We start from the raw sequence: 23972 nt of genomic DNA on the forward strand, positions 1-23972 counted from the left end.
AATAGCCCCTCGACTGGTGGTGTTCACGCTCGCTCGACTGGCCCGCGCCCGCGGATGGGCGTTGCTCAGCGAAGCAGAACGCAACCACAGCCAGAGCCTGGAAGGCCGCCACAAGATCCGCTTCATCAATGCCCGCATCGCCCTGCGCGTCAACGCGGCGGATGCACTGGGTTGTACCCACGCACAACTGAGTGTCGAGCGCGATGCGCTGGGGCAGTTGTCTGTCACCGCACCTGCCAGGCTGTTTGTCAGCCTCAGCTACGGCGAGCACATCGGTGTGTTGATGTTGGCCGCCACCCGCGTGGGCATCGATTACGAGACCGGCCCGGCCCCGGTGTTCTGGCAGAGCGCGATGCGGCGCTACTTGTGTGACTGCGAACGGCGTTGGCTTGAAGGGCTGCCAAGGCATGCCCAGCCGCGCGGGTTCATCTGGCTGTGGACGCGCCGCGAAGCTTTGCTGAAATACCTCGGCACCGGCATTCGTGGCCAGCGCCAATGCCTGTGCGACTGGCCTGTGGACAGCCGCCCGGTCCAGCGCCGTTTCAGCCTGGCCAGCGGCATCGGCACGCTGTTCAGCGAACACTGCCTGAGCGGCGTGCAGATTCGTCACCACGCCTTTGACACCCCCGATGACGACGCCGATTGCCCGCTGACCTGGTTGGAAACACCGGAGATCGACCTGCCCGGGCCTCAGATCTGAATGATCCGCATCGACAGCGCCTGCACCGCCGCCGCGCTTCGGGTGGACACGCCAAACTTGCGGCGGATGTTCTTGAAGTGGAAGTCCACGCTGGCTTCCGAACAGTTGCAGATGTTGGAAATTTCCCAACTGGTCTTGCCGATCGCACTCCATTGCAGCACTTCTTTTTCGCGCTTGGTGAGTTTGATCCCCGTGGCGCTCTTGGGCGGTGCGTCGAGAAACTTCATGGCGCTTTGCAACGCGACATCCTTGAGCAGCGCCAGCTCGCCCCAGCTTGCCTGGATGACGCGCTTGGCCACCGGCTCGCTCACCCCATCGACGCTCAGGTCGAACGTGCCGAATTGCCCTTGGGGGCCGTGCAGCGCCACGGTCACGCCATTGACCAACCCATGGCCGGCCGCTTCTTCGCGCAACGCCCGCTGGTTGCTGCTGGTGTACAGGCGCTCTGTCCATATCAGCGGCAACACGCTGTGCATGCAATGCAGCGCCACCGGATCGATCTGGGCGTAGCCGGCTCGCTCGTAGGCTTGCAGCCAGCCCTTGGGGAAATCGCCGATCACCAGCGCACTGTGCGGGTCGGCCTTGACGCTGGTCTTCAAGCAGAACAGGAACCGGCTGAACCCCAGATCCTGCACCCGTTGCTTCATGCACCTGCGCCATTCATCAACCGTGTCGATACGGCTGAAAACCGAGAACGATTCAATGGTGTCCTGATCCATCCTTAAGTCCTCCTGAACTCAATTGTTCACCCGCGTCCGACGGGCCTTACCTGTTCACCCTCCAAATGGAGAGCGCGATCAATAACCCGCCCATGCCTTGCAACCAGGACAGTTGCGTGTTCAAGACGACAAACGACAGCAACACGGCGAACAACGGCGCGAAGAACAGATAGCCGCTGACGCGGCTCGCGTTGCCCTGCTTCAACGCCACGAACCACAGCCCGAAAGAACCAGTGGACGCCGGTATGGCCAGCCACAGGAACCAGCCCCATTGACTGGCGGAGGTGTGCGCAGGCCAGCGCTCGCCCACCAGGCCGGCCAACACCAGCACCACCAGCGAACCGATGAACATTTGCCAGAAACTCAAGGCCCAGACGCCCATGGGCAAGTGGCTGCGCTTGTTGATCAATGTGGCGGCTGCCCAGCAGATAGCCGAGCCCACCCCGTAGGCAAAACCTTGCAGCGTCTGCGGATCCGCAGAGAGCGAGACATCCGTGCCGATGGCCAGCACGATCCCGACCACGCCCGCCACCAGCCCCAGCCAGCGGCCGGCCGTGAGCGGCTCGGCGAAGAACAACCGGGCTCCCAGCGCGACCCACACCGGGTTGGTGAACAACAGGATGGCGGCGGTGGAGGCCGGTATCGTGCGCATGGCCATGAACAGCAGGCTCATCACGGCCGCGGTCTGCGCCAGGCCTATCAGCGCGACGATGCCGGCCTGCCTGGCGTTCAGGTGTCGGGGGAACAGCGCCTGAAACAACGAGTCGCCTTGCAGCCATAACAAGGGCAGCGTCGCGATCGCGGCGACGAAAAAACGCCAGCCCACCAGCAGGAACGGTGGAAAGCCCTCGTTAAGCAAAATCTTGCCGGAGACAAAACTGGAACCCATCAGAAAAGTCGAGGCCAGGACAACGACACCCAGTGTCAGCCGACCTTCTGCCGCACGAATGAGCAAAGGCATGTTTCACTGTCCTTCCATGGCGTCATGACGCAAGGCCGCACAGGCCACTATCCGTTGATGTCGATGCGCAGTGCCAACGCACGCGGCGCCATGAAATCCCATCCCAGCCACTTGCGCAGCGCCGCCAGGTTATCGCCCTGCCCGGCGCTTTCGGCCACCGCGACCTGCATCACCCCTTCGCCATCGATCAGCGCCACGCCAGCCGTCAACTTGATGACCTGTCCTTGCTCAAGCAGCACATCGCGACCATTCCAGCTGATCCAGTGAGTGCCCATCAGGGAGCGGGTATAGATGGACCGGTCGAACCGAAGCGAGAGCAACTGCGCCCTGCCCAGGGAGATCTGCACCCACTCGGGTTCGTCGCGTTGCAAACCAGGGTCCGAGGCGGACGTAAAGACGCTGTGGAAATGGCCCATGTTGATACCCAGTGGTACGTTGATCCGGACGTTCATACACCTTGACTTACATTACGGCCCCGGCAATCTTTGTAAAATCAGTCATTTTTTGCGTTTTCCGTTAGCAGGGCTTACCTATTGAACATCCCACCCTTGAGTTGCCTGCGCAGTTTCGAAGCCGTCGCGCGACTGGGCAGCGTGACCCGCGCAGCCGAGGAGCTGCACGTCACCCATTCGGCCATCAGCCAGCAGCTCAAAGTGCTGGAGGACATCGTTGGCGTCAGCCTGTTCATCCGCGAGGGTCGGGGCCTGCGGGTGAGCGAGGACGGACGGTTGTATGCCCTGCAAATCCGCGAATCGCTGAACGCCATCGCCGATGCCACCCGACAGGTGCAGGCGCGGCCCCAGGCGTGTGAACTGGTGGTGGCGGTGATGCCGTCCTTCGGTCGCTCGTGGCTGTTGCCCCGGATCGAACGTTTTCAACAACGTCATCCGCACATCACCGTGCGCCTGCAAGCCAGCCTGGCGGTGTCGAACCTGCTCCAGGAGTCGGTGGATGTGGGCGTGCGCATGGGGCGGGGCGATTGGGAAGGGTTGGAAAAGAGCCTGATGTTCCACGACGAAATGGTGGTCGTCGCGGCTCCCGGCTTCAACGGCGGGCAGCTTCCCAGGACCCCGGCCGAGATTGTCGCCAGCACGATCATCTTCACCATGGATTCCTGGCAACCCTGGTGCCAGGCCGCCGGGCTGGACACGGACGTGCCACGCTCAGGCTTGTGCAGCAACGACTCCAACCTGGTGCTGGAAGCCGTTCGACTGGGCCAGGGCATCGCGTTGGTTCGCCGCAGCCTGGTGCACGACGCGATCATGCGTGGCGAGCTGGTCCAACTGACCGGGTACACCGCTCCCTACGCCTATCCGTACTGGCTGGTATTGCCCGGCCAGGAACGTCCCGAGGCACGGCGCCGGCAGTTTGCGGCGTGGCTGTTCGAAGAGGTCAAGCGCTACCTGGGGGAGGTCGAGCGGTTCAAAGGGGTGAGGGGTTGATCGGGGCAGGCCTGCCGCCATAAAACACTCTAGAAGCCCTGATTCACACCTGACTCACCTCGAACACAAAAGAAATCTCCCGCCTCTGGGCGCTCCAGACATACCGAATGTGCTTGCCCTGCACGGGAATCGACACCGCCGGCGGGCGGAACGCGGCCACGCATTCGTGACCGGGCAGGCGCACGCTGTTGTAGAGCAACCCCCAGGACAGGCTTTCGCGCAATTGCCGGGCGAAGACCTGGGACGGGCCGTAGGCGCCGGGATCCGGGTCGTGCAGGTGAAGATAGTCAGCGCGGATATCGTGCAGCGGTTTGACGACCTGGTTGACGTAGGTGCGCATGGTCAATTCCAGGTCCGGCTCGTTGGTGGCTCCGAGGAAGCGCGCCTGGTGATAACAGGTTTCGGCAATGGCGGCTTCCTGGCTGCTGGCCGCGTAATAGACGCCAAAGGTGCCGTCGCTGAAGCGGCTGCTCTTGCCGATGTGGGTAAACGCCGCCATCACGGGCGAGGAGCCGGGCCCGGAAACGCGGTCCTCGGGGCGTACGCGGGACAGCACGCCCGCCTGCTCCATCAGCCGGTCGTTGGTCAGCGCTTCCAGCGCGTAGGCCGTGGGCAAGTCTTCTGGATCGAGTACATCTTCAAACAGCGAAATCGGCGGGAAGCTGCTGTTGACGATCCGATACGCCCGTTTCCATTGCGGGTCCGCCAGGGGAGGAAGCATCAACCGCGCACCCCGTCGAGGTATCGGCGCACGTCGGCGATGTCCACCACCCGCCCGGTCAACATGTAGGACAGCGCCGACTGGCCGTTGAACGGTGCCGCCGCGTTAGGGCTGCTGACCCACTGGTACGCCCGGTTCCGGCTATTGCTGAAGATGATGCTCAACGCCTTGTGAATGCCCATGAGGTAGGAAATGCGTTCCAGCGTATCGCGCGGCAGCCGTACGTTTCCCGACAACTGTTTGTACTTGTAGAAAGTCGTGTTGCCCACCCTGCCCAACAAGGTGCGCTGTTGCTCGACGCTGCAACCCCAGAGCGCCATGAGATTGAAGAAAAATTTCAACGCGACTCGACCCGCGTCCGGGGAGTCCAACTGTTGTTGTGCGTTGAGGGTGAAGGAGGAAGTCGCCATGGGTTGGGCTCCTTTGTAGCGGGGTGGTGCTTAAAGGATAGTACAGATGTGGATTATTTTTTATTTTTTATTCGCAACTGTATTTAATCGATTCCTTATCTGAACAATTCGGCATGACTTCCCAGGTCAACAAACGTGACCAGGTTCGGGCGCGAATGCTCATAAATCAGAAGGAAATCACCGCCAATATGGCACTCTCGAAATCCCTCCCAGCTACCCGTCAAGGCATGATCCATGTATTCGCTCGGTAACTGCTCCCCCAAAAACAGCAGCACCATCACATGACGCACTTCATTCATATCCCGTCGTCCTGCCCGCTTGTAACGCTCCCAGGACTTTTTGAATTCTGACGTATAGGCGCATTGCTTCGGTAGTTCAGCGCGTTTTTGCTGTTCTCTCGGTTTCGTCATCAGCCTCTCTCAGCAGGTCGTCTATCGAGTCGAACCGTTGACGGATATCTCGTGCCTCCATCATGGCTCGCGCCGTCTTGTCCGAGGGCACACGCACCTCGAATGGCAGCCCCTGAACCTCGACAACCTGGCGCAGGAAAAGACGCATCGCGTCGCTAACACTCAATCCACAGGCGTTCAAAACCTCTGTCGCACGGGCCTTCAAGTCCTCATCAATGCGGCAACGCACGTCAGTGGTTTTCAATATTGCACCCATAAAAAACCTCATCATTAATTTTGTAGCTACATTAGCGCTACCTCAAAACATTGTGGTGGGCCTGCCGTCACGGGTCAATGTCAGGTGGATAAGCGGGCTGACATCAATAAGGCAGGTTTGGCGTCGACTACATCAAGGGGTGTATTTCAGCCTGAGTCTTCAAAGACGGCTATCAGAGCGATCAGCCATGAGATTGGGAGGGCTCCGAGATTCATGCAGGATTTTTCGCAAGACCTCCACATAGGATCCTGTCGGCTGAATGCAGTCAGCATCGACTGGGCAAACTCCCCAAATCCCACATAAGCTCCAACCATCGCCTCCCACAGCTTTTCGCGACAAAATCGCGACAACCGTGGCGAGGTGCATGATGATAGCCGCATGCACCGCCTGACCCGGGCCAAGTGCACAACAATAGCGAGCCCACTTAAGCAGAGGGCATTACCTCATGGATAGCAGAACCCTACGCAATCTCATGCGCATCGTGCAGACCGGCTCCTTGTCGGCGGCGGCGGAACATTCCTGCCTGACGGTGCAGGCATTGGCAGCGCAGTTGAACAAGGTCGAGGAGCAGTTTGGCTTCCGCTTGTTCCAACGTTCGAACAAGGGCCTGACCCTGACGAGCCAAGGCTCGGAATTGACCCCTTTCATGGATCAGGTGCTGGTGGCCACGCGCCAATTGGAGGAAAAGGTCAAGGCGCTCAGGACGCCAGGACAATGCACTTTGAAGGTTGCGCTCAATACCACCCTGCCAGCGGAATTCAACCGGCGAATGGTCGACCGACTGATCGCGGTTTTCCCCCAGCACCAGCTGGAGTTCAGCTACGCCGAGTCGATGGAGAACCTGAGCAAACTCAAGAACGAAGCCTTCGACCTGGCGATCCTGATCGGGCCGCAACAAAATGGGTTTTCCAGCATCACCATGCCGGATGTGCAAGTGCGAGTGGTGGGCGCCCACTGTGGCGACGAGGACGACACCCTGTGTTCGCTCGGCGACAAGTTTCAGGTACGTCCCGCACAGGAATGCCCCTATTCCCACAGCTTCCTTCGCCTGCTCGATGCCGGACTGGGCGAATATGGTTCGAGCCAGCGGGTCGTGTATTCCTGCAGCGAAACCCTCACCTTATCGTTGATTGCCCAGCTCGATGGCCTCGGCCTGGTGTCCCGGGACGCGGCACTGCGCAATGGCCTGGCGATCGTCCCGGATTTCGAGGATTTTCTCGACGTCCGCCTGGCGGTGAACAATCCACAATTGTCAGGCCAGGCGTTGCACGACGTGGTGGACCTGCGGCTACAGGAACGCACCGAGCGCGATGTACGCCGCCGTACCCACCGCCACACTGAGAAACAGGTTACGGCTGAAATACGCACATAACAGCGTCGGAATCGCGGCATAGAATTCCGGGCGGTCGAGTTGTATCTGCTGATCCTTGATCAACAACGGGGAAAGGCTGATGGCGGCGACGATCGCCACCGGCAGGTACTCCAGGGCACGGGCGACGAAGGGCGGCCAGTGCTCGGTGTTGACCTGCAATGGCAGGGCACGGGGCAAGAAGGTCACGGCCATCATCAGGACCACGACCAGGATCAGGAACGTTTGGTCAGGCATACACCCACCCCGCAGCCCACGAACGTGGCAATGAAGACATTGAAGGGCGAACTGCCCAGCAGGCTCAGGCCGCCCATGCAGACGACAGCTGCCAGGGCGGCGATCAGTTTGTTGCGGGTGTTGCACAACGAAACCAGCACGTAGAGCATCATCGCGGTCAGGGCGTAGTCGAGCTGGTACTTGATCAGGTGCGCCGCGTACTGCGCGCACACCGCGCCCAGCAAGCCACCGAGCACCCAGGAGGTGTGGCAGAACAGGTTGAAACCAACCAGGTAACGCACGCTCACCGGGGCCCCGCTGCCGAGCTTGACGCTGTGGAAAGCGAAGGATTCATCCGTGAGCCCCGCCGCATAGCACCAGCGCTCGAAACGACTGAGCCCCAGCGCACGCAGGGCCTTGGCCATATAGACCGACATCAGCATGTGCCGCGCATTGATCAGGAACGTGGTGAGCACGATGGTGGTCAGCGACGCGCCGCTGGAAATCAGCGCCAAGGCTGCAAACTGCGAGGCGCCCGCGTAGACGAACAGGCACATCGCCACGGGCAGCCACAGGGGCAACCCGGCGTTGACCGCCATCAGACCGAACACAAACGAAACCGTGAAATATCCCGCTACCACCGGACTGGCTTCAGCGAAGGTACGCGAGGCTTGTGGTTCGACCACCAGCGGCTGGCTGGAAGTCTTGTTCATAGATCCCTCTCGAAAGTGATTTCACCCCGGGGCTCACAGAAGCCCTGGGCCGCCCAGAAGCGCTTGCCGGCCAGATTAGCATCGTCGACGAAAAGGAACATGCGCAACACGCCGACCCGCTTCATGTCGGCGCAAGCCGCTCCCACCAGGCGTTGGCCCAACCCTCGGGTGCGATGCCGTGGGCTGACCGCCAAGTGGTTGATCGTGCCACGGGTGCCGAGCATGCCGCCAATGACCGCGCCCACCACCCGGTCATTGGCATCGATCGCCAGATAAGCGGTGGTGGTGCTTTGCAACAATATCCCTCGCAAGAACCGGGCATCCTGCCATTCGCAGAACGACACTTCGTCGAAGCCGCGAAAAAAATGTTCCATCCGTTCGGCGTCCCTGACCATGGCCCGGCGCAGCAGAACTTCCTGCACCGGGTCGCCCATGGCTTCAAGCCGTTCAGCGAACAATGTCGAAAGCGGTCCCGGGCCGCGAGAAAGAAATGGCCAGGATCTGTCTGAACGCCATTTCATGACTGTGGGTGTTACGCGCCGGGGTGACGTAGTGGCGCATGTCCCGGTCAAGGAAGAACGTGGTGTCGAGGATGTCCTCGTAGGTCAACGCCGCCAGTTGCTCTTGCTCGGCGGTGTACAAACGGCTTTCTGCCCCCGCCACATTGTGGCGACCCCAGAAGTGCACGCCGCTGAACGGGTAGCCGTCGCAATGAATGCCTTCGGGGGTGATCTCCAGTTGCTTGCCCGGCTTGATCTCGATGCGGATCTGATGGATCTGGCACTGCCAGACTTCATCGTGCAGTTCCTGCGGCAGGACGTGCTTGTACACCTCGAAGTCGGTGTCGATCAGGCTGCGCATCACGGGCGAGTTGATCACTTCGTTGGAGAAGTCCTGGAAGTGCCGCTCCAGGCCGCCGACATAGCGGTTGTTGGCCTTGGACTGGATGTAGGCCCGGTGCTCAAGCTGCTTGAGCTCGCGAGTCGAGGGGTTGTATTCGAAGTCGCTGTAGCGGCGAAAACGCATGCCTGACTCGGCTTGGCCGTAATAGCTGTCGGGCTCCATGTTTTCCCAGCTTTTGGTCAGCCGGACAAAGTCGCCGAAATGACCGTAGAGGTTGAAGTCCCCACCGCGGACGTTGACGTATTTGTCACGGCGTAGCGCTTCGCCCACTTCCCTGTTCAAAACGATCATTGTTATCAGGTCTCCGCTGCATTGAGCGGCCTAATCTAGTAGGTGCAGGATTTACGTCCATGAGAAAGAATTTGAGGCATTTCAAAGCGCATTTGAAACGCAGGATGAAGTGCTTTCAGTACGACTTTTTCTCGGGTAAAAAGCGGCTTTTACAGGTGTTTTTTGACTGATCGCGCCGAAAAACACCCGAACGCGAAGGCGGACGTCATATGAACGTGGCGAGGGAGCTTGCTCCCGCTGGAGTGCGCAGCGCTCCCCCAATGGGGGTTGCTACGCAACCCAGCGGGAGCAAGCTCCCTCGCCACGTTACAGACCCTCGGGTATCAGGGTCTCGTCACACCATCAGAAGACGCTGATCGGATAATCCACGAACACCCGCAGCTCATTGCCGCTGACGTTGTACTCGCTGGATTTCTGCGACACACGCAAGACCGAGCTGCGCAACCTCACGCTCAAGTCCTTGGCCGGACCGCCCTGGACCACGTACTTGAACTGGTTGAAGATCTCGCGCTCGGTACCGCCTTCGCTGGTGGACGTGGTGATGTTATCGCCACGCACATAGGCGACGTTATAGGTCAGCCCCGGTACGCCGAAGGTGGTGAAGTCCAGGCCATAGCCCAACTGCCAGCTGCGCTCATCCTCGGCGTTGAAGTCCGACCAGTAGGAGTTGGCCAGGTAGATGGTGTTGCCGCCGTCGCCCACGCGATTCTGCCCGCGCTGGTAACCGCCGTAGGCGTAGCCCAGGTTGCTGTCGCCGGTGCTGCGCTGGTGGGCGAGTGTGAAGCTGTGCGGCCCGGTGGCGAAAGTAGCGGCCAGGCTCCAGATCTTGTTGTCGTCGCCCGTGACGCTGTTTTCGCGAACGTAGCGGTTGTCCAACTGGGTGCGATAACCGTTGAAGTCCAGGGTCAGGGATTGATCCTTGGCCAGCGGGAACACGTAGTTGGCGTTCACGTACTGTTTCTTCAAGACATCCTCGACGTCCGAGGCGTAGAGCGAAGCCTTGAACTGCTCGGTGAACTGATAGCTGCCGCCCAGCACGTTGATCGACTTCAGGCCACCGCTGTCACGGCCTTCGGCGCTCTTGCGCGATTCGGCGGTGAAACGACCGGCGTTCAGCTCCAGCCCCTTGATCTCCCTGGAGGTGATCAGCGTGCCGGTGTAGCTTTCCGGCAGCAGGCGCGAGTTGTCGTAGTTGAGCACCGGAAGCGCCGGCATCTGGTCACCGTAGGCCAGCACGGTGTTGGAGATGCGGAACTTGACCGCTGCACCGAACTTGGACAAATCATCGGCGGCGTTATCGCTGTCACCCTGCTTGAAGAAGTCGATGCCGCCCGCACCGCTGCGCCCCTTGCCACCGTCCAGGCGCAGCGCGTAGAGGCCGAATGCATCGACCCCCACACCCACGGTGCCCTGGGTGAAACCGGACGAGAAGGTACCGATGGCCGCCTGGCCCCACTCGGCCTTGTCCTCCCTGCCGTCCTTGTAGTCGCGGTTGATGTAGGCGTTGCGCAACAGCACTTTCAAGCTGCTGTCTTCAACAAAGCCCTTGGACCCTGCCTGGTCGTTGGCCATGGCGTGTGTCGTGCTCAAGATCCCCATTGCGATCAAACTGATGCGCTTGTTCAACATGTTTATTTTCCTTGTATGGGTTGATGCGCACTGTGACGGGCAGCCGAAATGGCGCTTTTCGCGCTCTTTTTCGGACTCTTGCTCCTGAAATAATGAAAAGGCCCGCCCACGAGTGATCGTGTCGGGCCCTTTTATTATTTAAGAGTCATGGCTGTTAGCCACAGGCGTGGGCGAATCCTAGTCGCGCCGCCAATGACGTGTCAATTTCGGCAATCTTCTGTAATCAGGCAAAAAACGTCCAAGAACCGATCAAAATTAACAACCATCCAGACCGCAGGCCGCTGCCGGCGTAGCGGCCTGTTCCGGCACCGCGCTTTTCAACCATTGGGCGAATGCCTCGGGTTTGCCGAGCCAGGGCCCCATGTCGATCAGCGTGAACCGGCCGTCCTGCTCCAAGGCGAACGTCGGAAAGCCTTGGCCGCCGACCTGGCTCAGCAACGTGCGACTGGCCTTGATGTGCGCCTGCACATCGACCGCCTCGAACACTGATCGAAACGCCTGGGCCTGCAAGCCAATGGATTGTGCGAGTTCCAATAACACAGCCTCGTCGGCAATGCGCCGACCTTCGACATAGTGCGCAGTTTGCAAGCGCCCCAGCAGCTCCAGGCCGCGGCCTTCGAGCTGTTCGGCAGCGAGGACCGCGGCCGTCGGCGGCGCTGAATCGAACACGGCGTTGCTGTCGCGCAGCAAACCTTCGAAATAGGCTTCGCCAAACGGCTGCCCGGTGTGTTCGGCAATACGCCGGTCATGGGGCATCACGTAATTGCGCAATTGCGGTGTGACCTGCTGGCGATTGGCGCCGGTCATCATGCCGCCACCGTGGGCGAGGACCGGCAATACTTCCCGGGCGGCCTGAACCAGCGGCTTGGCGCCGTAGCACCAGCCACACAGCGGGTCGTAGATGTAATGAAGGAGAGTCATGGGGGCTCCACTAGCCATGAGGATTCGATGGCTGCAGATTAGTCTGCACAACGCTGCGGAAAAATGCTGGAACGGGTTTCAGTTTGTTTCGTGAATCGGTCGAATGCCCCACTGACATAAACACCTACCCTGTGGGAGTGGGCTTTGGGGGATTTCAGGACCTGCCTGCACCACCGGGCTTTGTGCGCACTTGAAATCCAGCGGGCACAAAAAAAGCGCTGCCATGCTGGCCAGCGCTTTTTATCGATCCGTCGAATTCTATCCTTGCATCACATCCCACAACGCTTCGAGCTCAGCCTCGCTGAACAGGCCAACAGGGTAGCGTTCAACGATCATCTGGCGCGGATCAGGTTCCCTGATCTGACGCGTCCCGTTGGACTTCAACCACTGCACCAAGGCTTGAAGCGCCTCACCATTAACGGCCAAGGGATGGCACATGCGCTCGCCTATCATATTCACTCCAGCGCCCTCACCTGGTCGACGAACGGCCAATTTATCCAAGATTTATGACAATACAACTCAGCTGCGCTCGCGCAAGCCGGGATGCAGATACAAGAGCTATGCCAAAGTGCCTGCAATGCCACCCGACAGGCATAAAAAAACCCGCGTCCCAATGGGGCCGCGGGCTTGCCTGGATGGATCCAAAAGCACCGGCGCAGAGCCTGCGGCGCCAATGTCACCAAGTTGTTACATCGCCACTCATTTTGTGTGCGGTGCGGGTTGTTGTTGGGTAAGGCAATGGATATTTCCGCCGCCCAGTAACAACTCCCGACCTGGCACCATGACCACTTCATGCTGGGGGAACAGGTCCTGCAGGATCTTCCTGGCCGGGGCATCCATCGGGTCGTCGAAACTCGGCGCGATGATGCCGCCGTTGACGATCAGGAAGTTCACGTAGGAACCGGCCAGCCGCACGCTGGGATTGCGCTCTTGGGAACCGTGCGCCGCATCCACGCCGGCACACTCCTCTTCGGTGGCGTACAACGGCCCCGGGATGGGCATCTTGTGCACAATGAACGGGCGCCCCTTGGCATCGGTGCTGTTTTGCAGCACGTTCATCGCCGCGTGGCAGCGGGCGAAGTTCGGGTCCTGTGGATCGTCGGTCCAGGCGAGCAGTACCTCGCCAGGCCGCACGTAGCAGCAGAAGTTATCCACATGGCCGTCGGTTTCGTCGTTGAACAAGCCGTCCGGCAACCAGATGATCTTGTCCACGGCCAGTTGGGCACTCAGCACCGCTTCGATCTCTTCACGGCGCAGGTGCGGGTTGCGATTGCGATTGAGCAGGCACTCTTCGGTGGTGATCAGCGTGCCTTCGCCATCGACATGGATCGAGCCCCCTTCCAGCACGAAACCTTCGGTGCGGTAACGCGGGCTGCGCTCAAGTTCGAGAATCTTGCCCGCCACTTGCGAATCGTGGTTCCACGGCGCATACAGGCCGCCATCGAAACCACCCCAGGCATTGAAATCCCAATCGACGCCGCGCACTTCGCCGCTGTCATTGATCACGAATGTCGGGCCGGTATCACGGACCCAGGCGTCATCGCTGGACATTTCCACCAAGCGAATATTCGGCACATCGAGGCGTGCCCGGGCGTTTTCGTACTGGGCCGCCGACACCGCCACGGTCACCGGTTCGAAACGGGCAATGGCCTTGGCCACCGCCACATGGGCAGCTTGCGCGGGCTTGCCGCCCAGGCGCCAGTTGTCCGGGCGCTCGGGCCAGATCATCCAGGCCTGGGTCTGGGTCGCCCATTCGGCGGGCATGTAGAAACCGTCTGCGCGGGGCGTGCTGTGCAGCGTTGTCATGGATCGTCTCCTGGGCGATGGGCGGCGGGAGCTTTATAGACGATAAATATCGACCAATAAAGTCAAAAATCTCATAAAGAAAAATTAACAAGGGAAAAATACCGACAAAAATCGATATTAAGGTCACACCAAACCCTGTAGGAGCGAGCAGGCTCGCCCCCACAACAGCAGACTGGCGTTCCAGACCGGTTAAAGCCCCTCGTCCAAGACCTTCTCCAACATATCGACGAAGAAATCCACGCTCTGGCGCGAGGTCACCATCGGTGGCTTGATCTTGAGGATGTTCAGGTAATCACCGGTCGGTTGCATGAAGATCCCCAGCTCGCGCAGGCGCTCGCACAGGGCCATGGTTTCTTCGGTGGCCGGCTCCAGGGTGTCGCGGTTGCGGATCAGTTCCACGCCCAGGTAGAACCCGGAGCCATGCACCGCGCCAACCAAGGGGTATCGGTCGATCAGGGCTTGCAGCCGCGCCTTGAAATGCCCGCCTACCACCTTGGCGTTTTCCCAGAGGTTTTCTTCCTCCATCACATCCAGTACCGCCATGCCGATCTGGCAACTGACCGGACTGCCACCGGCCGACGAGAAGAAATAGCCTTCGGCCTCCAGCGCCTCGGCAATCTCCCGGCGGGTGATGACCGCGCCCAGTGGCTGGCCGTTGCCCATGCCTTTGGCCATGGTGATGATGTCCGGCACCACGCCTTGTTCTTCGAAACCCCAGAAAAATTCGCCCATGCGCCCGTAACCGACCTGCACTTCATCGGCGATGCAGACGCCGCCACGCTCGCGCACCAACCCGTAGACCTGCTTCAGGTAACCGGGCGGCAACGCGATACCACCGGCATTGCCGTACACCGGTTCGCAGATGAAGCCGGCAAGCTGACGCTTGTTCGCCGCGATTTTCGCCAAATTGTGCTCGACGCTGCGCACGTAGTCCGGCGTGCTGTCGGCCCCGCGGAATTCACCGCGATAGGTGTTCGGCGCGGTGACCGGGTGCACCCAGTCCGGGCGACTGCTCAGGGCCTGGGGGTTGTCGGCGATGGACGTCGACACCGCATCGGCGGCCACCGACCAGCCGTGATAGGCCTCCAGCACGCTGAGCATGTCGCGCCCACCGCTGTAGGCCCAGGCCAGGCGAATGGCCAGGTCATTGGCCTCGGTACCGCTGTTGACCAGGAACACCCGGTCCATGCCGGGCGGCGCGAGTGACAGCAGGCGCTCGGAAAATTCAGCGATGGCCGCATAGTGAAAGCGCGAGTTGGTATTGAGCAGCGACCATTGCCGGGCAGCCACGGCGGCCATGCGCGGGTGGCCGTGGCCCAGCACCGCGACGTTGTTGAGCATGTCGAGGTAGGAACGCCCCTGCATGTCGATCAGATGGTTGCGCCAGCCCCGCTCGATCCGTGGCGGGTCAACGTAATAATGCTTCTGGGAACGGGCGAAGCTCGCATCACGCCGAGCCAGCAGCGCCTTGGGGTCCACCTCTGGCTCGGCATCGCAAGCCAGCCCCAGCAGGACCGCCGGCGACGGGCAGAGCTGGTGCCAGGCCGAGGCCCTGGAGGGAGCGCAGAACAACGGTGGATTCAACTGCCCGCCGCGACACAGTTGCACTCGCAACGGACCGACCACCTCGCCCAGCACTTGCCCCTTGACCAGTGCCGCGCCGGAATGCAGCGGCGACATGACGCCCCACAGGCGCACACTCAGCTGTGCACTGTCGAGCTGCAACACGCCGTCGGCGGACTTGTGCACCACCCCGGCGAAAGGCGACTCAAGCGGGGTACCTTGAGGAACATGCAACTCCACGTGCAGCGGATAAGTATCCGGTTCAACGGCGCTGTCCGGCCGGGTACGGGACAACCGATACTGCCCGTAGCGACTCGCCGCCAACCCATGGACAGCCGCCGCTTCGCCCAGCAGGCGCTGGTCGGTCCCGGGTTGCTCCCAATTGCCGGCTTCGAAATGCGGGCTCAGCACCCCAAGGTCGATCAAGGCGAATTCGCGTCCCACCAGGGTCGGCAACAGCGGCGCAAAGCCTTCGTCGGCTATCGGCGGCAGACTTTGGCCCACGGCGCTGAGGATCGCCGCTTCCATCAGTTCGAGGGGCACCGAGTGGGCGACGTGGAAAATCTCCCACTCATGTTTCAGGTTGTCGCGGCTGTATTGATTATCCGGATCGATGGAAACCTGCTGCTCACCGCTGAGCACCAGCACGGCGGCGCGCGCGACGATCAACGGCCACAGCGCCAACAGCTCCTGGCGCTGCAAGGGATTGACCGCGTGGTAGGCCTTGATCGCCGGCAAGATGAAGAACGGATCGCCGTCGGCGTGGTGCAGCAGGGCTGCGCAGGTCACGGAGAGATCGGTGATGCGCCAGGTGCGGACCAGATCGCCGAAATCAATCACACCCTGCAATTGCCATTGGCGCTGGGCATCTCGCTGCCAGACCACATTGTCATCGGTGATGTCCATGTGGATCGCCTGCACGGGCAGGCTGGCCTTGAGCGGTTGCAAGCGCCGCTCGGCCTGTTGCGCGACCTCGGCGATCAGTTTGCGCCGTTGATCGTCCTCGATGACGGGCAACAGGTGATCGACCAGGGCGGGGGCGTGACGCGCGTCCCATTGCAGGGTGCGCTCCAGGCCCGGATGGTCGAAAGCCGCCAGGGCCAGGTCCATTTCCGCGCACAGCTGGCCCAGGCCGGTCACCAGCTCGGGCGTGAGGTGCTTGAGCGCCGTGAGGGACTGCCCCTCGATGTATTCAAGCAGTCGCACATGAACCGCTTGCCCGTCGACTTCCAGGGTCAGCAGGTCCTCGCCGTTGCCCGCCACGATCACCCGCGGCACTTTCACCGCGCCGTGCCCGGCCAACTGCTTGAGCGCAGCATGTTGAGCCTGGAGTTCCTGGAGGGCGTAGTCGCCGTGGCAAATCTTCAGCACGAATCGCCCGCGCTCGCTGTCGACGCGGTAGTTGAGGTCCTGGTGGCTGCCAAGGGGTCGCAGGTCACCGCTGAGTCCATAATTCGAGCGCAGCAGCGCCACCGCCTGAGCGGCGCTGACCTGTGGGCTTGGCAAACTGGCACGGTGAACCAACGTAGCGAGTGGCATACGACGACCCCTGGGGTGGTTTTTATCGGATGTCTATCTCGCCACTGAGTCGGAGGATAAGCAACCCCCTCCTGCGGGACGCTCACAGAGATGTAATCTCTTGCGCCACCCCCATCGCGCCGACAAGCTATGCTCCAGTGCTTTGTCGTCCAACGGAAAAAGGCTTAACCGGATGCGCATCCTCATCACTGGCGGGGCTGGGTTCATAGGCTCGGCCCTTATACGGCACTTGATCGCCGACACCGGCCACCACGTCCTGAACCTCGACAAGCTGACGTACGCCGGCAATCTTGAATCATTGCGCAGCATCGACCACGACAGCCGCTACGAATTCGTCCAGGCCGACATCGTCGACCAACCGACGGTCAGTGCGATATTGGCGCGATTCAAGCCCGACGCCATCATGCATCTGGCCGCCGAGTCCCATGTAGATCGCTCCATCGACGGCCCGGCGGATTTCATCCAGACCAACATCGTCGGCACCTACAGCCTGCTGGAAGCCACCCGTGCCTATTGGCAGACCTTGGCCGAGCCGCAGCAGAACACGTTTCGCTTCCATCACATTTCCACCGACGAAGTGTATGGCGACCTGCACGGTGCGGACGATCTGTTCACCGAAACCACGGCCTATGCCCCCAGCTCGCCCTATTCGGCCAGCAAGGCTGCGTCCGACCACCTGGTTCGCGCCTGGCAGCGCACCTACGGCTTGCCCGTGCTGGTGACCAATTGCTCGAACAACTACGGGCCATTCCATTTCCCCGAAAAACTGATTCCACTGGTGATCCTCAACGCACTGGCCGGCAAGCCCTTACCGGTCTATGGCGACGGCCAGCAAGTGCGCGATTGGCTGTATGTCGAGGATCACGCCCGGGCATTGCTCAAGGTGGTCACCGAGGGCGTGGTCGGCGAGACCTACAACATCGGCGGCCACAATGAGCAACGGAACATCGACGTGGTCCGCGGCATCTGCGCGCTGCTCGAAGCGCTGGCGCCGCACAAGCCGGAGGGGGTCGAGCGCTATGCCGACCTGATCACCTTCGTCAAGGATCGCCCCGGTCATGACCTGCGCTATGCGATCGACGCCGGCAAGATCGAACGGGAACTGGGCTGGACACCTCGGGAAACCTTCGAGACCGGCCTGCGCAAGACCGTGCAGTGGTACCTTGAGAACCTGCCATGGTGTCGACGTGTCCAGGACGGCAGTTATCAGGGCGAGCGCCTGGGTTCGCTGGACAATAAGGATGCAACTGCATGATGAAGGGTATCGTTCTGGCCGGCGGCTCCGGCACACGCCTGCACCCCATCACACTCGGGGTTTCCAAGCAGTTGCTGCCAATTTACGACAAGCCGATGATCTATTACCCGATCTCGGTGCTGATGCTTGCCGGCATCCGGGAGATCCTGGTGATCTCCACACCGCAGGATCTGCCGCATTATCGCAACCTGCTCGGCGATGGCAGTCAATTTGGCGTGCATTTGAGCTACGCCGAACAACCGTCGCCTGATGGCCTGGCCCAGGCATTCCTGATCGGCGAACAGTTCATTGGCAGCGACCCGGTGTGCCTGATCCTGGGCGACAACATTTTCCACGGCCAACACTTCGGCGAACAACTACAGATTGCGGCCAGCCGGCAGCGCGGTGCGACGGTGTTCGGTTATTGGGTCAAGGACCCCGAGCGTTTTGGCGTGATCGAGTTCGATCCTGAAGGGCGCGCCATCTCCATCGAAGAAAAACCCGTCAAGCCCAAGTCCAGCTATGCCGTGACCGGCCTGTACTTCTACGATAACGATGTGATCCAGATCGCCAAGGCCATCAAGCCTTCCAAGCGTGGCGAGCTGGAAATCACCGACGTTAACAATGCCTACCTGCAACGTGGCGATCTGCACGTCGAGCGGTTCGGCCGTGGTTTTGCCTGGCTGGACACCGGCACCCACGACAGCCTGCTGGAAGCCTCGCAATACGTGCAGACCATCGAACATCGCCAGGGCCTGAAGGTCGCGTGCCTGGAAGAAATCGCCTACCAACAGGGCTGGGTCAGCCGCGAACACATGCTCGAACGCGCCGAATATTTCGGCAAGACCGGCTATGGCCAGTACCTGTTCACGGTTGTTGGAGAAACGCGTTGAACGTCATCGCCACCCGCTTGCCGGACGTCCTGATCATCGAACCGCAAGTCTTCGGCGATGATCGCGGTTTCTTCTACGAGAGTTTCAATGCACGGGCGTTTACCGAAGCCACGGGCTGCGCATTACCGTTCGTCCAGGACAACCACTCGCGCTCGGCTAAAGGCGTGTTGCGCGGCCTGCATTACCAGATCGAACAGGCCCAGGGGAAACTCGTGCGCGTTACGTCCGGGGAAGTGCTGGATGTGGCCGTGGACATTCGCCGCAGCTCGCCCACGTTCGGCCAATGGGTCAGCGTCAACCTGTCGACACAGAACCGCCGGCAACTGTGGGTACCACCGGGCTTTGCCCACGGTTTCGTGGTGCTGAGCGAGTCGGCGGACTTTCTCTACAAGACCACCGATTACTACGCCCCGTCGGCCGAACGCTGCATTCGCTGGGACGACCCGCAGCTGGCCATCGATTGGCAACTGCAAGGCCCACCAACCCTGTCGTCCAAGGACCAGGTCGGCAAGGCCCTGCGCGACGCGGACCTGTTTCCATGAAGACCTCCCTGCGGATCTTGATCGTCGGCCAGAACGGCCAAGTGTCCCGGGCGCTTCAGAAGCGCCTGGCGGGCGTGGGCGAGCTCATCGTGCTCGGCAGCCACCAGCTCGACCTGGCACAGCCGGACCTCATCCGCGCGCCCATCGAGGCGCTGCTTCCTGACCTGATCATCAATGCCGCCGCCCATACGGCTGTCGACCAGGCCGAGCGCGAACCGCAGCGGGCGTTCGCCATCAACGCCACGGCACCCGGCGTCTTGGCCCAGGTGGCGGTTGACCTGGGTGCGACACTGATTCATTACTCCACCGACTACGTGTTCGATGGTCGCAAACCCGGGCCCTATACCGAAGACGACACGCCCAACCCGCTGAGTGTCTATGGACGCAGCAAGCTGGCCGGCGAAGACGCCATTCGCCAGGCCGGCGGTCAGCACCTGATTCTGCGCACCAGCTGGGTGTACTCCACCGAGGGCCGCAATTTCCTGCTGACCATGCAACGCCTGTTGCAGGAAAAACCGCAGTTGCGGGTGGTGGCCGACCAGATCGGCGCACCGACCTGGGCTGACACTATTGCCCACAGCACGGCCCTGCTCATCGAGCGCTGGCAGGGCGGTCAGCCTGGTGCCTGGGGCACCTACCACCTCACCGCCCAGGGTGAGACCTCATGGTTCGGCTTCGCCCAGGCCATCGGCGAAAGCCTGGCCCGGCAGCACAAACCTTGCGCGCTGCTCGAAGCCATCCCGTCCAGTGCCTACCCGACACCCGCCCCGCGCCCGCTCAACTCGCGCCTGGATTGCACCCGCCTGCGCCGGGAATGGGGGGTGAGCCAGCCCGACTGGCGAAGTGCGTTGCAGGAGTGCCTGGCCGGACAGGCTTAATCTCCGGTCTCACAAAGTGTATTGGTAAGGCGGGACACTGGGCATAATACGTCTGTCACCACAGGCGCCTGATGCTCATGAATTCCACCCTCCCCCGCAGACCCCGTTGGCGCAGCCTGGCCTTGCTTGCGTTGTGCCTGGCGCCGTTGTTGTGGCCTCTGGAGCACTTGGCCGAACGCTACTATCGCAGTGAACTGGCCGGGCAAAATCGCCAGACCCTGGATCTCTACGTCGCCAACTTGCTGGGCACGCTGCACCGCTATGAAGTGCTGCCGCAGATTCTCGGCGACCTGCCAGCCTTGCGTGCGGTGCTGTCGACCCCGAACGACAGCGCCATCCAGGACAACGCCAACCAACTGCTCAAGAGCATCAGCAATCAGACCGGCGCGGAAGTCATGTACTTGATGGACAGCACCGGCAAGACGCTTGCCGCGTCGAACTGGGACAAACACGACAGCTTCGTTGGCCGCAATTTCGCCTTCCGGCCGTACTACATCGAAGCCATGGCCGGTCGCCTGGGGCGCTTTTTCGGCCTGGGCACCACGTCGGCCAAGCGCGGGTATTTCTTCGCCGCCGCCGTGCGCGACCAGGGAGAAGTCATCGGCGTGCTGGTGGTCAAGGTCGACCTGGACCACACCGAAAGCCTGTGGGGCAAGACCCCGGAACAACTGCTGGTCACCGACCACAATGGTGTGGTGATCCTCACTTCGCGACAGGAATGGCGCTTTCGCTCGACCCGCCCCCTGAGCGATGACGAACGCAAGGCCATCAGCGCGGTACAACCTTACCCGACCCGCGATCCCAAGCCGCTGAACCTGGATGCCAGCGCCTGGCTGACACAGACCCAGACCATCGAAGAAACCGGCTGGAGCGTGAGCATTCTTGCTCCGCGCACGCTGATCGACCGTCCTGTGCGCACCGTAGTCGCCATCGGTGGCGCGGCGTTGCTGGTCTTGATGCTGTTGCTCGGTTTGATGATGCAGCGCAGGCGCCATTACCTGGCCCGGATCGCCTTCGAAGCCAAGACCCGCCATGAACTGGAAGGCCGGGTAGCCGAGCGCACCAGCGACCTGGAAGGCCTGAACCGGCGGCTGAGGCAAGAAGTGCTGGAGCGTGAGCAGGCCCAGCAGGAACTGGTCCGCGCCCAGGATGACCTGGTGCAGGCCGGCAAGCTGTCGGCCCTGGGCACCATGTCGGCCAGCATCAGCCACGAACTCAACCAGCCATTGGCGGCGATCCGCAGTTACGCGGAAAACGCCGAGATATTGCTCGACCACCAGCGCACCGAGGACGCCAGGGGCAACCTCAAGCTGATCAATGAACTGACCGGGCGCATGGCCTCGATCATCGCCCACCTGCGCGCCTTCGCCCGCCGCGACCGCCACGCCCCGGAAAGCGTCGCCTTGCAGCCAGCCCTGGACGACGCGCTGGCGTTGCTCGCCAAGCGTCGGCGCGGCATGGAAGTGGAGCTGATTCGCGACTTGCCGGCGGCCACCCTGTGGGTCGAGGCCGGGGAAACCCGCTTGCGCCAGGTACTGGGCAACTTGTTGGCCAATGCCCTCGACGCCCTGACCGAGAAAGGCCCGCCGCGCAAACTCTGGCTCAGTGCCCAGGCCACCGATACCGGCGTCATTCTGTACATTCGCGACAACGGCCCGGGGTTTTGCATGGAAGCCCTGGGCCGCGCCGGCGAGCCCTTCTACACCACCAAGACCCGGACCCAAGGCCTTGGCCTGGGACTGGCAATCTGCGACACCCTGATGCGCGCCTTCGGCGGTGAGTTGTCCTTCGCTAACCACAAGGAAGGCGGCGCCCTGATCACCCTGAAACTTCGCGCCGGCGCACCCGGGGTAAGCTTGCAACCGTCCGAGGACCGTAGCGTATGACCATCGATAACCGGATTGAGGTGGTGCTGATCGACGACGACCCCCACTTGCGTCAGGCCCTGAGCCAGACCCTCGACCTCGCCGGCCTGAAAATCCTCTCGCTGGCCGAGGCCAAGGACGTCGCCGGGCAATTGCCGCGCGACTGGCCAGGCGTGGTGGTCAGTGACATCCGCATGCCGGGCATCGACGGCCTGGAACTGCTGCGCCAATTGCATGCCCAGGACCCGGAGTTGCCGGTGCTGCTGATCACCGGCCATGGCGACGTGCCGCTGGCGGTGCAAGCGATGCGGGCCGGCGCCTACGATTTCCTGGAAAAACCCTTCGCCAGCGATCATCTGCTCGACAGCGTGCGTCGCGCCCTGGCCTTGCGCCGCCTGGTGCTGGAAAACCGCAGCCTGCGCCTGGCCTTGAGCGATCGGCATGAACTCAGCGCCCGGCTGGTGGGCCAGTCGACGCCGATGTTGCGCTTGCGCGAGCAGATCGGCGCACTGGCAGCCACTCGCGCCGACGTGCTGATCCTCGGTGAAACCGGCGCCGGCAAAGAAGTGGTCGCCCGGGCATTGCACGACCTCTCGGGGCGGCGCAACGGCCCCTTCGTGGCGATCAACGCCGGCGCCCTCGCCGAATCGGTGGTGGAAAGCGAGCTGTTTGGCCACGAGCCTGGCGCCTTCACTGGCGCGCAGAAACGCCGTATCGGCAAGTTCGAGTTCGCCAACGGCGGCACGCTGTTCCTCGACGAAATCGAGAGCATGAGCCTGGACGTCCAAGTCAAGCTGCTACGTCTGCTGCAAGAGCGCGCGGTGGAGCGCTTGGGCGGTAACCAGCTCATCCCGCTGGACATCCGCATCATCGCCGCCACCAAGGAAGACCTGCGCCAGGCCGCCGACCAGGGGCGTTTTCGCGCCGACCTGTATTACCGCCTCAACGTTGCGCCGCTGCGCATACCGCCCTTGCGCGAACGGGGCGAGGACGCCCTGGTGCTGTTCCAGCACTTCGCCAACGAAGCCAGTGCTCGCCATGGCCTGCCCCCCCATGAGTTGCAGCCGGCACACCGGGCACTGCTGCTGCGCCATAGCTGGCCGGGCAACGTGCGTGAATTGCAGAACGCCGCCGAGCGCTTCGCCCTGGGCCTGGAACTGGCCCTGGACAACAGCGCGCCGGACGGCAGCCCTGGTGCAACGACGCAGATGGTCAGCGGCGGCTTGAGCGAGCAAGTGGAAAACTTCGAGAAAACCTTGATCGCCGCCGAACTGACCCGCCCCCACAGCTCGGTACGCAGCCTCGCCGAAGCCCTGGGCATTCCGCGCAAGACCTTGCACGACAAGCTGCGCAAGCACGGGCTGAACTTCAGCGACAGCAGCCACCCTGCCGCCGATGAGCCCGATTGAGTTATCGTCATCCTTTTCAAGCAAGAGATCTCTGCATGAGCCGCGACAGCCGTTACCTGGAATCGATCCTGCACCACGACATCCCACTGACGCGCGAGATGGGCCTCAAGGTGCTTGATTGGCAGGCCCGGCAACTGCGTCTGTCGCTGCCATTGGCGGCCAACGTCAACCACAAGAGCACCATGTTCGGCGGCAGCCTGTATTGCGGCGCCGTGCTGGGCGGTTGGGGCTGGCTGCACCTGGCCCTGCGCGAAGAAGGCATCGAGGACGGGCACATCGTGATCCAGGAGGGGCAGATCAGCTATCCGTTGCCGGTCACTGGCGACGCTACCGTTCTGTGCGACGCGCCTGAGGAAAAGGTCTGGAAGCGCTTCCTTTCGACTTATCGGCGTTATGGACGGGCACGGCTGGCCCTGCAGACCCAGGTGCGGAACACCGGAAGCGAGGACGTGGCGGTGCAGTTCGAGGGGCAGTACGTCTTGCACCGCTGACTCTTTGGAAACAAGAAACCTTGTGGCGAGGGGATTTATCCCCGCTGGGCTGCGCAGCAGCCCCCCAAAAAAACAGGGCCGCTTCGCGCCC

General features: G+C 61.7%; 26 protein-coding genes. 10 read left to right on the forward strand and 16 right to left on the reverse strand.

Annotated features, from left to right (window positions below):
• Window positions 1–19 precede the first annotated feature (19 nt).
• Window positions 20–700, forward strand: a complete 681-nt coding sequence (locus ACODSJ_RS01885) for a 4'-phosphopantetheinyl transferase family protein (protein WP_489100109.1) — start codon at window positions 20–22, stop codon at window positions 698–700.
• On the opposite strand, the gene ACODSJ_RS01890 is transcribed toward ACODSJ_RS01885, so the two are convergent.
• The 3 genes from ACODSJ_RS01890 to ACODSJ_RS01900 are packed head-to-tail and all read right to left on the reverse strand — an operon-like array spanning window position 691 to window position 2832.
• A complete protein-coding gene (locus tag ACODSJ_RS01890; RefSeq protein ID WP_489100110.1) occupies window positions 691–1419 on the reverse strand; it encodes a helix-turn-helix transcriptional regulator in 729 nt (242 codons plus the stop codon). The genes ACODSJ_RS01885 and ACODSJ_RS01890 overlap by 10 nt on opposite strands.
• Before the next feature lie 46 nt (window positions 1420–1465).
• Complete coding sequence (locus tag ACODSJ_RS01895) at window positions 1466–2380, reverse strand: DMT family transporter (protein WP_489100111.1); 915 nt, start codon at window positions 2378–2380, stop codon at window positions 1466–1468.
• Window positions 2381–2427: 47 nt separating this feature from the next.
• Complete coding sequence (locus tag ACODSJ_RS01900) at window positions 2428–2832, reverse strand: hypothetical protein (protein WP_489100112.1); 405 nt, start codon at window positions 2830–2832, stop codon at window positions 2428–2430.
• Window positions 2833–2913: 81 nt separating this feature from the next.
• Here ACODSJ_RS01900 and ACODSJ_RS01905 point away from each other — a divergent pair, with 81 nt between their 5' ends.
• Window positions 2914–3822 (forward strand): LysR substrate-binding domain-containing protein, encoded by a 909-nt coding sequence (locus tag ACODSJ_RS01905; protein WP_489100113.1) that lies wholly within the window; start codon window positions 2914–2916, stop codon window positions 3820–3822.
• Window positions 3823–3865: 43 nt separating this feature from the next.
• On the opposite strand, the gene ACODSJ_RS01910 is transcribed toward ACODSJ_RS01905, so the two are convergent.
• From ACODSJ_RS01910 to ACODSJ_RS01925, 4 genes are all read right to left on the reverse strand, one after another.
• Window positions 3866–4543 (reverse strand): RES family NAD+ phosphorylase, encoded by a 678-nt coding sequence (locus ACODSJ_RS01910; protein WP_489100114.1) that lies wholly within the window; start codon window positions 4541–4543, stop codon window positions 3866–3868.
• Window positions 4543–4953: an MbcA/ParS/Xre antitoxin family protein gene (locus ACODSJ_RS01915; protein ID WP_489100115.1), complete on the reverse strand. Its 411-nt coding sequence runs from the start codon at window positions 4951–4953 to the stop codon at window positions 4543–4545. Before ACODSJ_RS01915 ends, ACODSJ_RS01910 begins: the two co-directional genes overlap by 1 nt.
• Before the next feature lie 95 nt (window positions 4954–5048).
• Window positions 5049–5363 (reverse strand): type II toxin-antitoxin system YafQ family toxin, encoded by a 315-nt coding sequence (locus ACODSJ_RS01920; protein WP_489100116.1) that lies wholly within the window; start codon window positions 5361–5363, stop codon window positions 5049–5051.
• Window positions 5329–5619 (reverse strand): type II toxin-antitoxin system RelB/DinJ family antitoxin, encoded by a 291-nt coding sequence (locus ACODSJ_RS01925; protein WP_489100117.1) that lies wholly within the window; start codon window positions 5617–5619, stop codon window positions 5329–5331. The genes ACODSJ_RS01920 and ACODSJ_RS01925 overlap by 35 nt, the downstream gene beginning before the upstream one ends.
• 445 nt (window positions 5620–6064) lie before the next feature.
• On the opposite strand from ACODSJ_RS01925, the gene ACODSJ_RS01930 reads away from it, so the two are divergent.
• Entirely contained in the window at window positions 6065–6991 is a 927-nt protein-coding gene (locus tag ACODSJ_RS01930) for a LysR family transcriptional regulator (RefSeq protein ID WP_489100118.1), read from the forward strand.
• On the opposite strand, the gene ACODSJ_RS01935 is transcribed toward ACODSJ_RS01930, so the two are convergent.
• The 9 genes from ACODSJ_RS01935 to ACODSJ_RS01975 form a co-directional block, all read right to left on the reverse strand.
• The gene (locus ACODSJ_RS01935; RefSeq protein ID WP_489100119.1) at window positions 6908–7225 is read right to left on the reverse strand and encodes an AzlD domain-containing protein; all 318 of its coding nucleotides are present in this window, start codon (window positions 7223–7225) and stop codon (window positions 6908–6910) included. The genes ACODSJ_RS01930 and ACODSJ_RS01935 overlap by 84 nt on opposite strands.
• Window positions 7204–7917 carry an AzlC family ABC transporter permease gene (locus ACODSJ_RS01940; protein WP_489100120.1) on the reverse strand — a complete coding sequence of 238 codons (714 nt, stop codon included), beginning with the start codon at window positions 7915–7917 and terminating at the stop codon, window positions 7204–7206. Before ACODSJ_RS01940 ends, ACODSJ_RS01935 begins: the two co-directional genes overlap by 22 nt.
• Window positions 7914–8351: a GNAT family N-acetyltransferase gene (locus tag ACODSJ_RS01945; RefSeq protein ID WP_489100219.1), complete on the reverse strand. Its 438-nt coding sequence runs from the start codon at window positions 8349–8351 to the stop codon at window positions 7914–7916. Before ACODSJ_RS01945 ends, ACODSJ_RS01940 begins: the two co-directional genes overlap by 4 nt.
• A 13-nt stretch (window positions 8352–8364) precedes the next feature.
• Window positions 8365–9111: a 2OG-Fe dioxygenase family protein gene (locus tag ACODSJ_RS01950; RefSeq protein WP_489100121.1), complete on the reverse strand. Its 747-nt coding sequence runs from the start codon at window positions 9109–9111 to the stop codon at window positions 8365–8367.
• Window positions 9112–9453: 342 nt separating this feature from the next.
• Window positions 9454–10740 carry an OprD family porin gene (locus ACODSJ_RS01955; RefSeq protein ID WP_489100122.1) on the reverse strand — a complete coding sequence of 429 codons (1287 nt, stop codon included), beginning with the start codon at window positions 10738–10740 and terminating at the stop codon, window positions 9454–9456.
• A 255-nt stretch (window positions 10741–10995) separates the two neighbouring features.
• The gene (locus ACODSJ_RS01960; protein ID WP_489100123.1) at window positions 10996–11661 is read right to left on the reverse strand and encodes a DsbA family protein; all 666 of its coding nucleotides are present in this window, start codon (window positions 11659–11661) and stop codon (window positions 10996–10998) included.
• Between the two features lie 258 nt (window positions 11662–11919).
• Window positions 11920–12114: a hypothetical protein gene (locus ACODSJ_RS01965; protein ID WP_489100124.1), complete on the reverse strand. Its 195-nt coding sequence runs from the start codon at window positions 12112–12114 to the stop codon at window positions 11920–11922.
• Window positions 12115–12360: 246 nt separating this feature from the next.
• Window positions 12361–13467, reverse strand: coding sequence for an agmatine deiminase (gene aguA, locus ACODSJ_RS01970; protein WP_489100125.1), 1107 nt, complete (start codon window positions 13465–13467; stop codon window positions 12361–12363).
• A 189-nt stretch (window positions 13468–13656) separates the two neighbouring features.
• On the reverse strand, window positions 13657–16569 hold the full coding sequence (locus ACODSJ_RS01975) for an aminotransferase (protein WP_489100126.1): 2913 nt from the start codon (window positions 16567–16569) through the stop codon (window positions 13657–13659).
• Between the two features lie 172 nt (window positions 16570–16741).
• On the opposite strand from ACODSJ_RS01975, the gene rfbB reads away from it, so the two are divergent.
• From rfbB to ACODSJ_RS02010, 7 genes are all read left to right on the forward strand, one after another.
• Window positions 16742–17824: a dTDP-glucose 4,6-dehydratase gene (gene rfbB, locus ACODSJ_RS01980; RefSeq protein ID WP_489100127.1), complete on the forward strand. Its 1083-nt coding sequence runs from the start codon at window positions 16742–16744 to the stop codon at window positions 17822–17824.
• Window positions 17821–18696, forward strand: a complete 876-nt coding sequence (gene rfbA / locus ACODSJ_RS01985) for a glucose-1-phosphate thymidylyltransferase RfbA (protein ID WP_489100128.1) — start codon at window positions 17821–17823, stop codon at window positions 18694–18696. Before rfbB ends, rfbA begins: the two co-directional genes overlap by 4 nt.
• On the forward strand, window positions 18693–19238 hold the full coding sequence (rfbC, locus tag ACODSJ_RS01990) for a dTDP-4-dehydrorhamnose 3,5-epimerase (protein WP_489100129.1): 546 nt from the start codon (window positions 18693–18695) through the stop codon (window positions 19236–19238). The genes rfbA and rfbC overlap by 4 nt, the downstream gene beginning before the upstream one ends.
• Window positions 19235–20116, forward strand: a complete 882-nt coding sequence (gene rfbD / locus ACODSJ_RS01995) for a dTDP-4-dehydrorhamnose reductase (protein ID WP_489100130.1) — start codon at window positions 19235–19237, stop codon at window positions 20114–20116. Before rfbC ends, rfbD begins: the two co-directional genes overlap by 4 nt.
• 77 nt (window positions 20117–20193) lie before the next feature.
• On the forward strand, window positions 20194–22002 hold the full coding sequence (locus ACODSJ_RS02000; protein ID WP_489100131.1) for a sensor histidine kinase: 1809 nt from the start codon (window positions 20194–20196) through the stop codon (window positions 22000–22002).
• A complete protein-coding gene (locus ACODSJ_RS02005) occupies window positions 21999–23390 on the forward strand; it encodes a sigma-54-dependent transcriptional regulator (protein ID WP_489100132.1) in 1392 nt (463 codons plus the stop codon). The genes ACODSJ_RS02000 and ACODSJ_RS02005 overlap by 4 nt, the downstream gene beginning before the upstream one ends.
• A gap of 35 nt (window positions 23391–23425) precedes the next feature.
• Window positions 23426–23881, forward strand: a complete 456-nt coding sequence (locus ACODSJ_RS02010; RefSeq protein WP_489100133.1) for a YiiD C-terminal domain-containing protein — start codon at window positions 23426–23428, stop codon at window positions 23879–23881.
• Window positions 23882–23972 lie beyond the last annotated feature (91 nt).

The sequence above is a fragment of the Pseudomonas sp. FG6 genome (assembly GCF_057809015.1).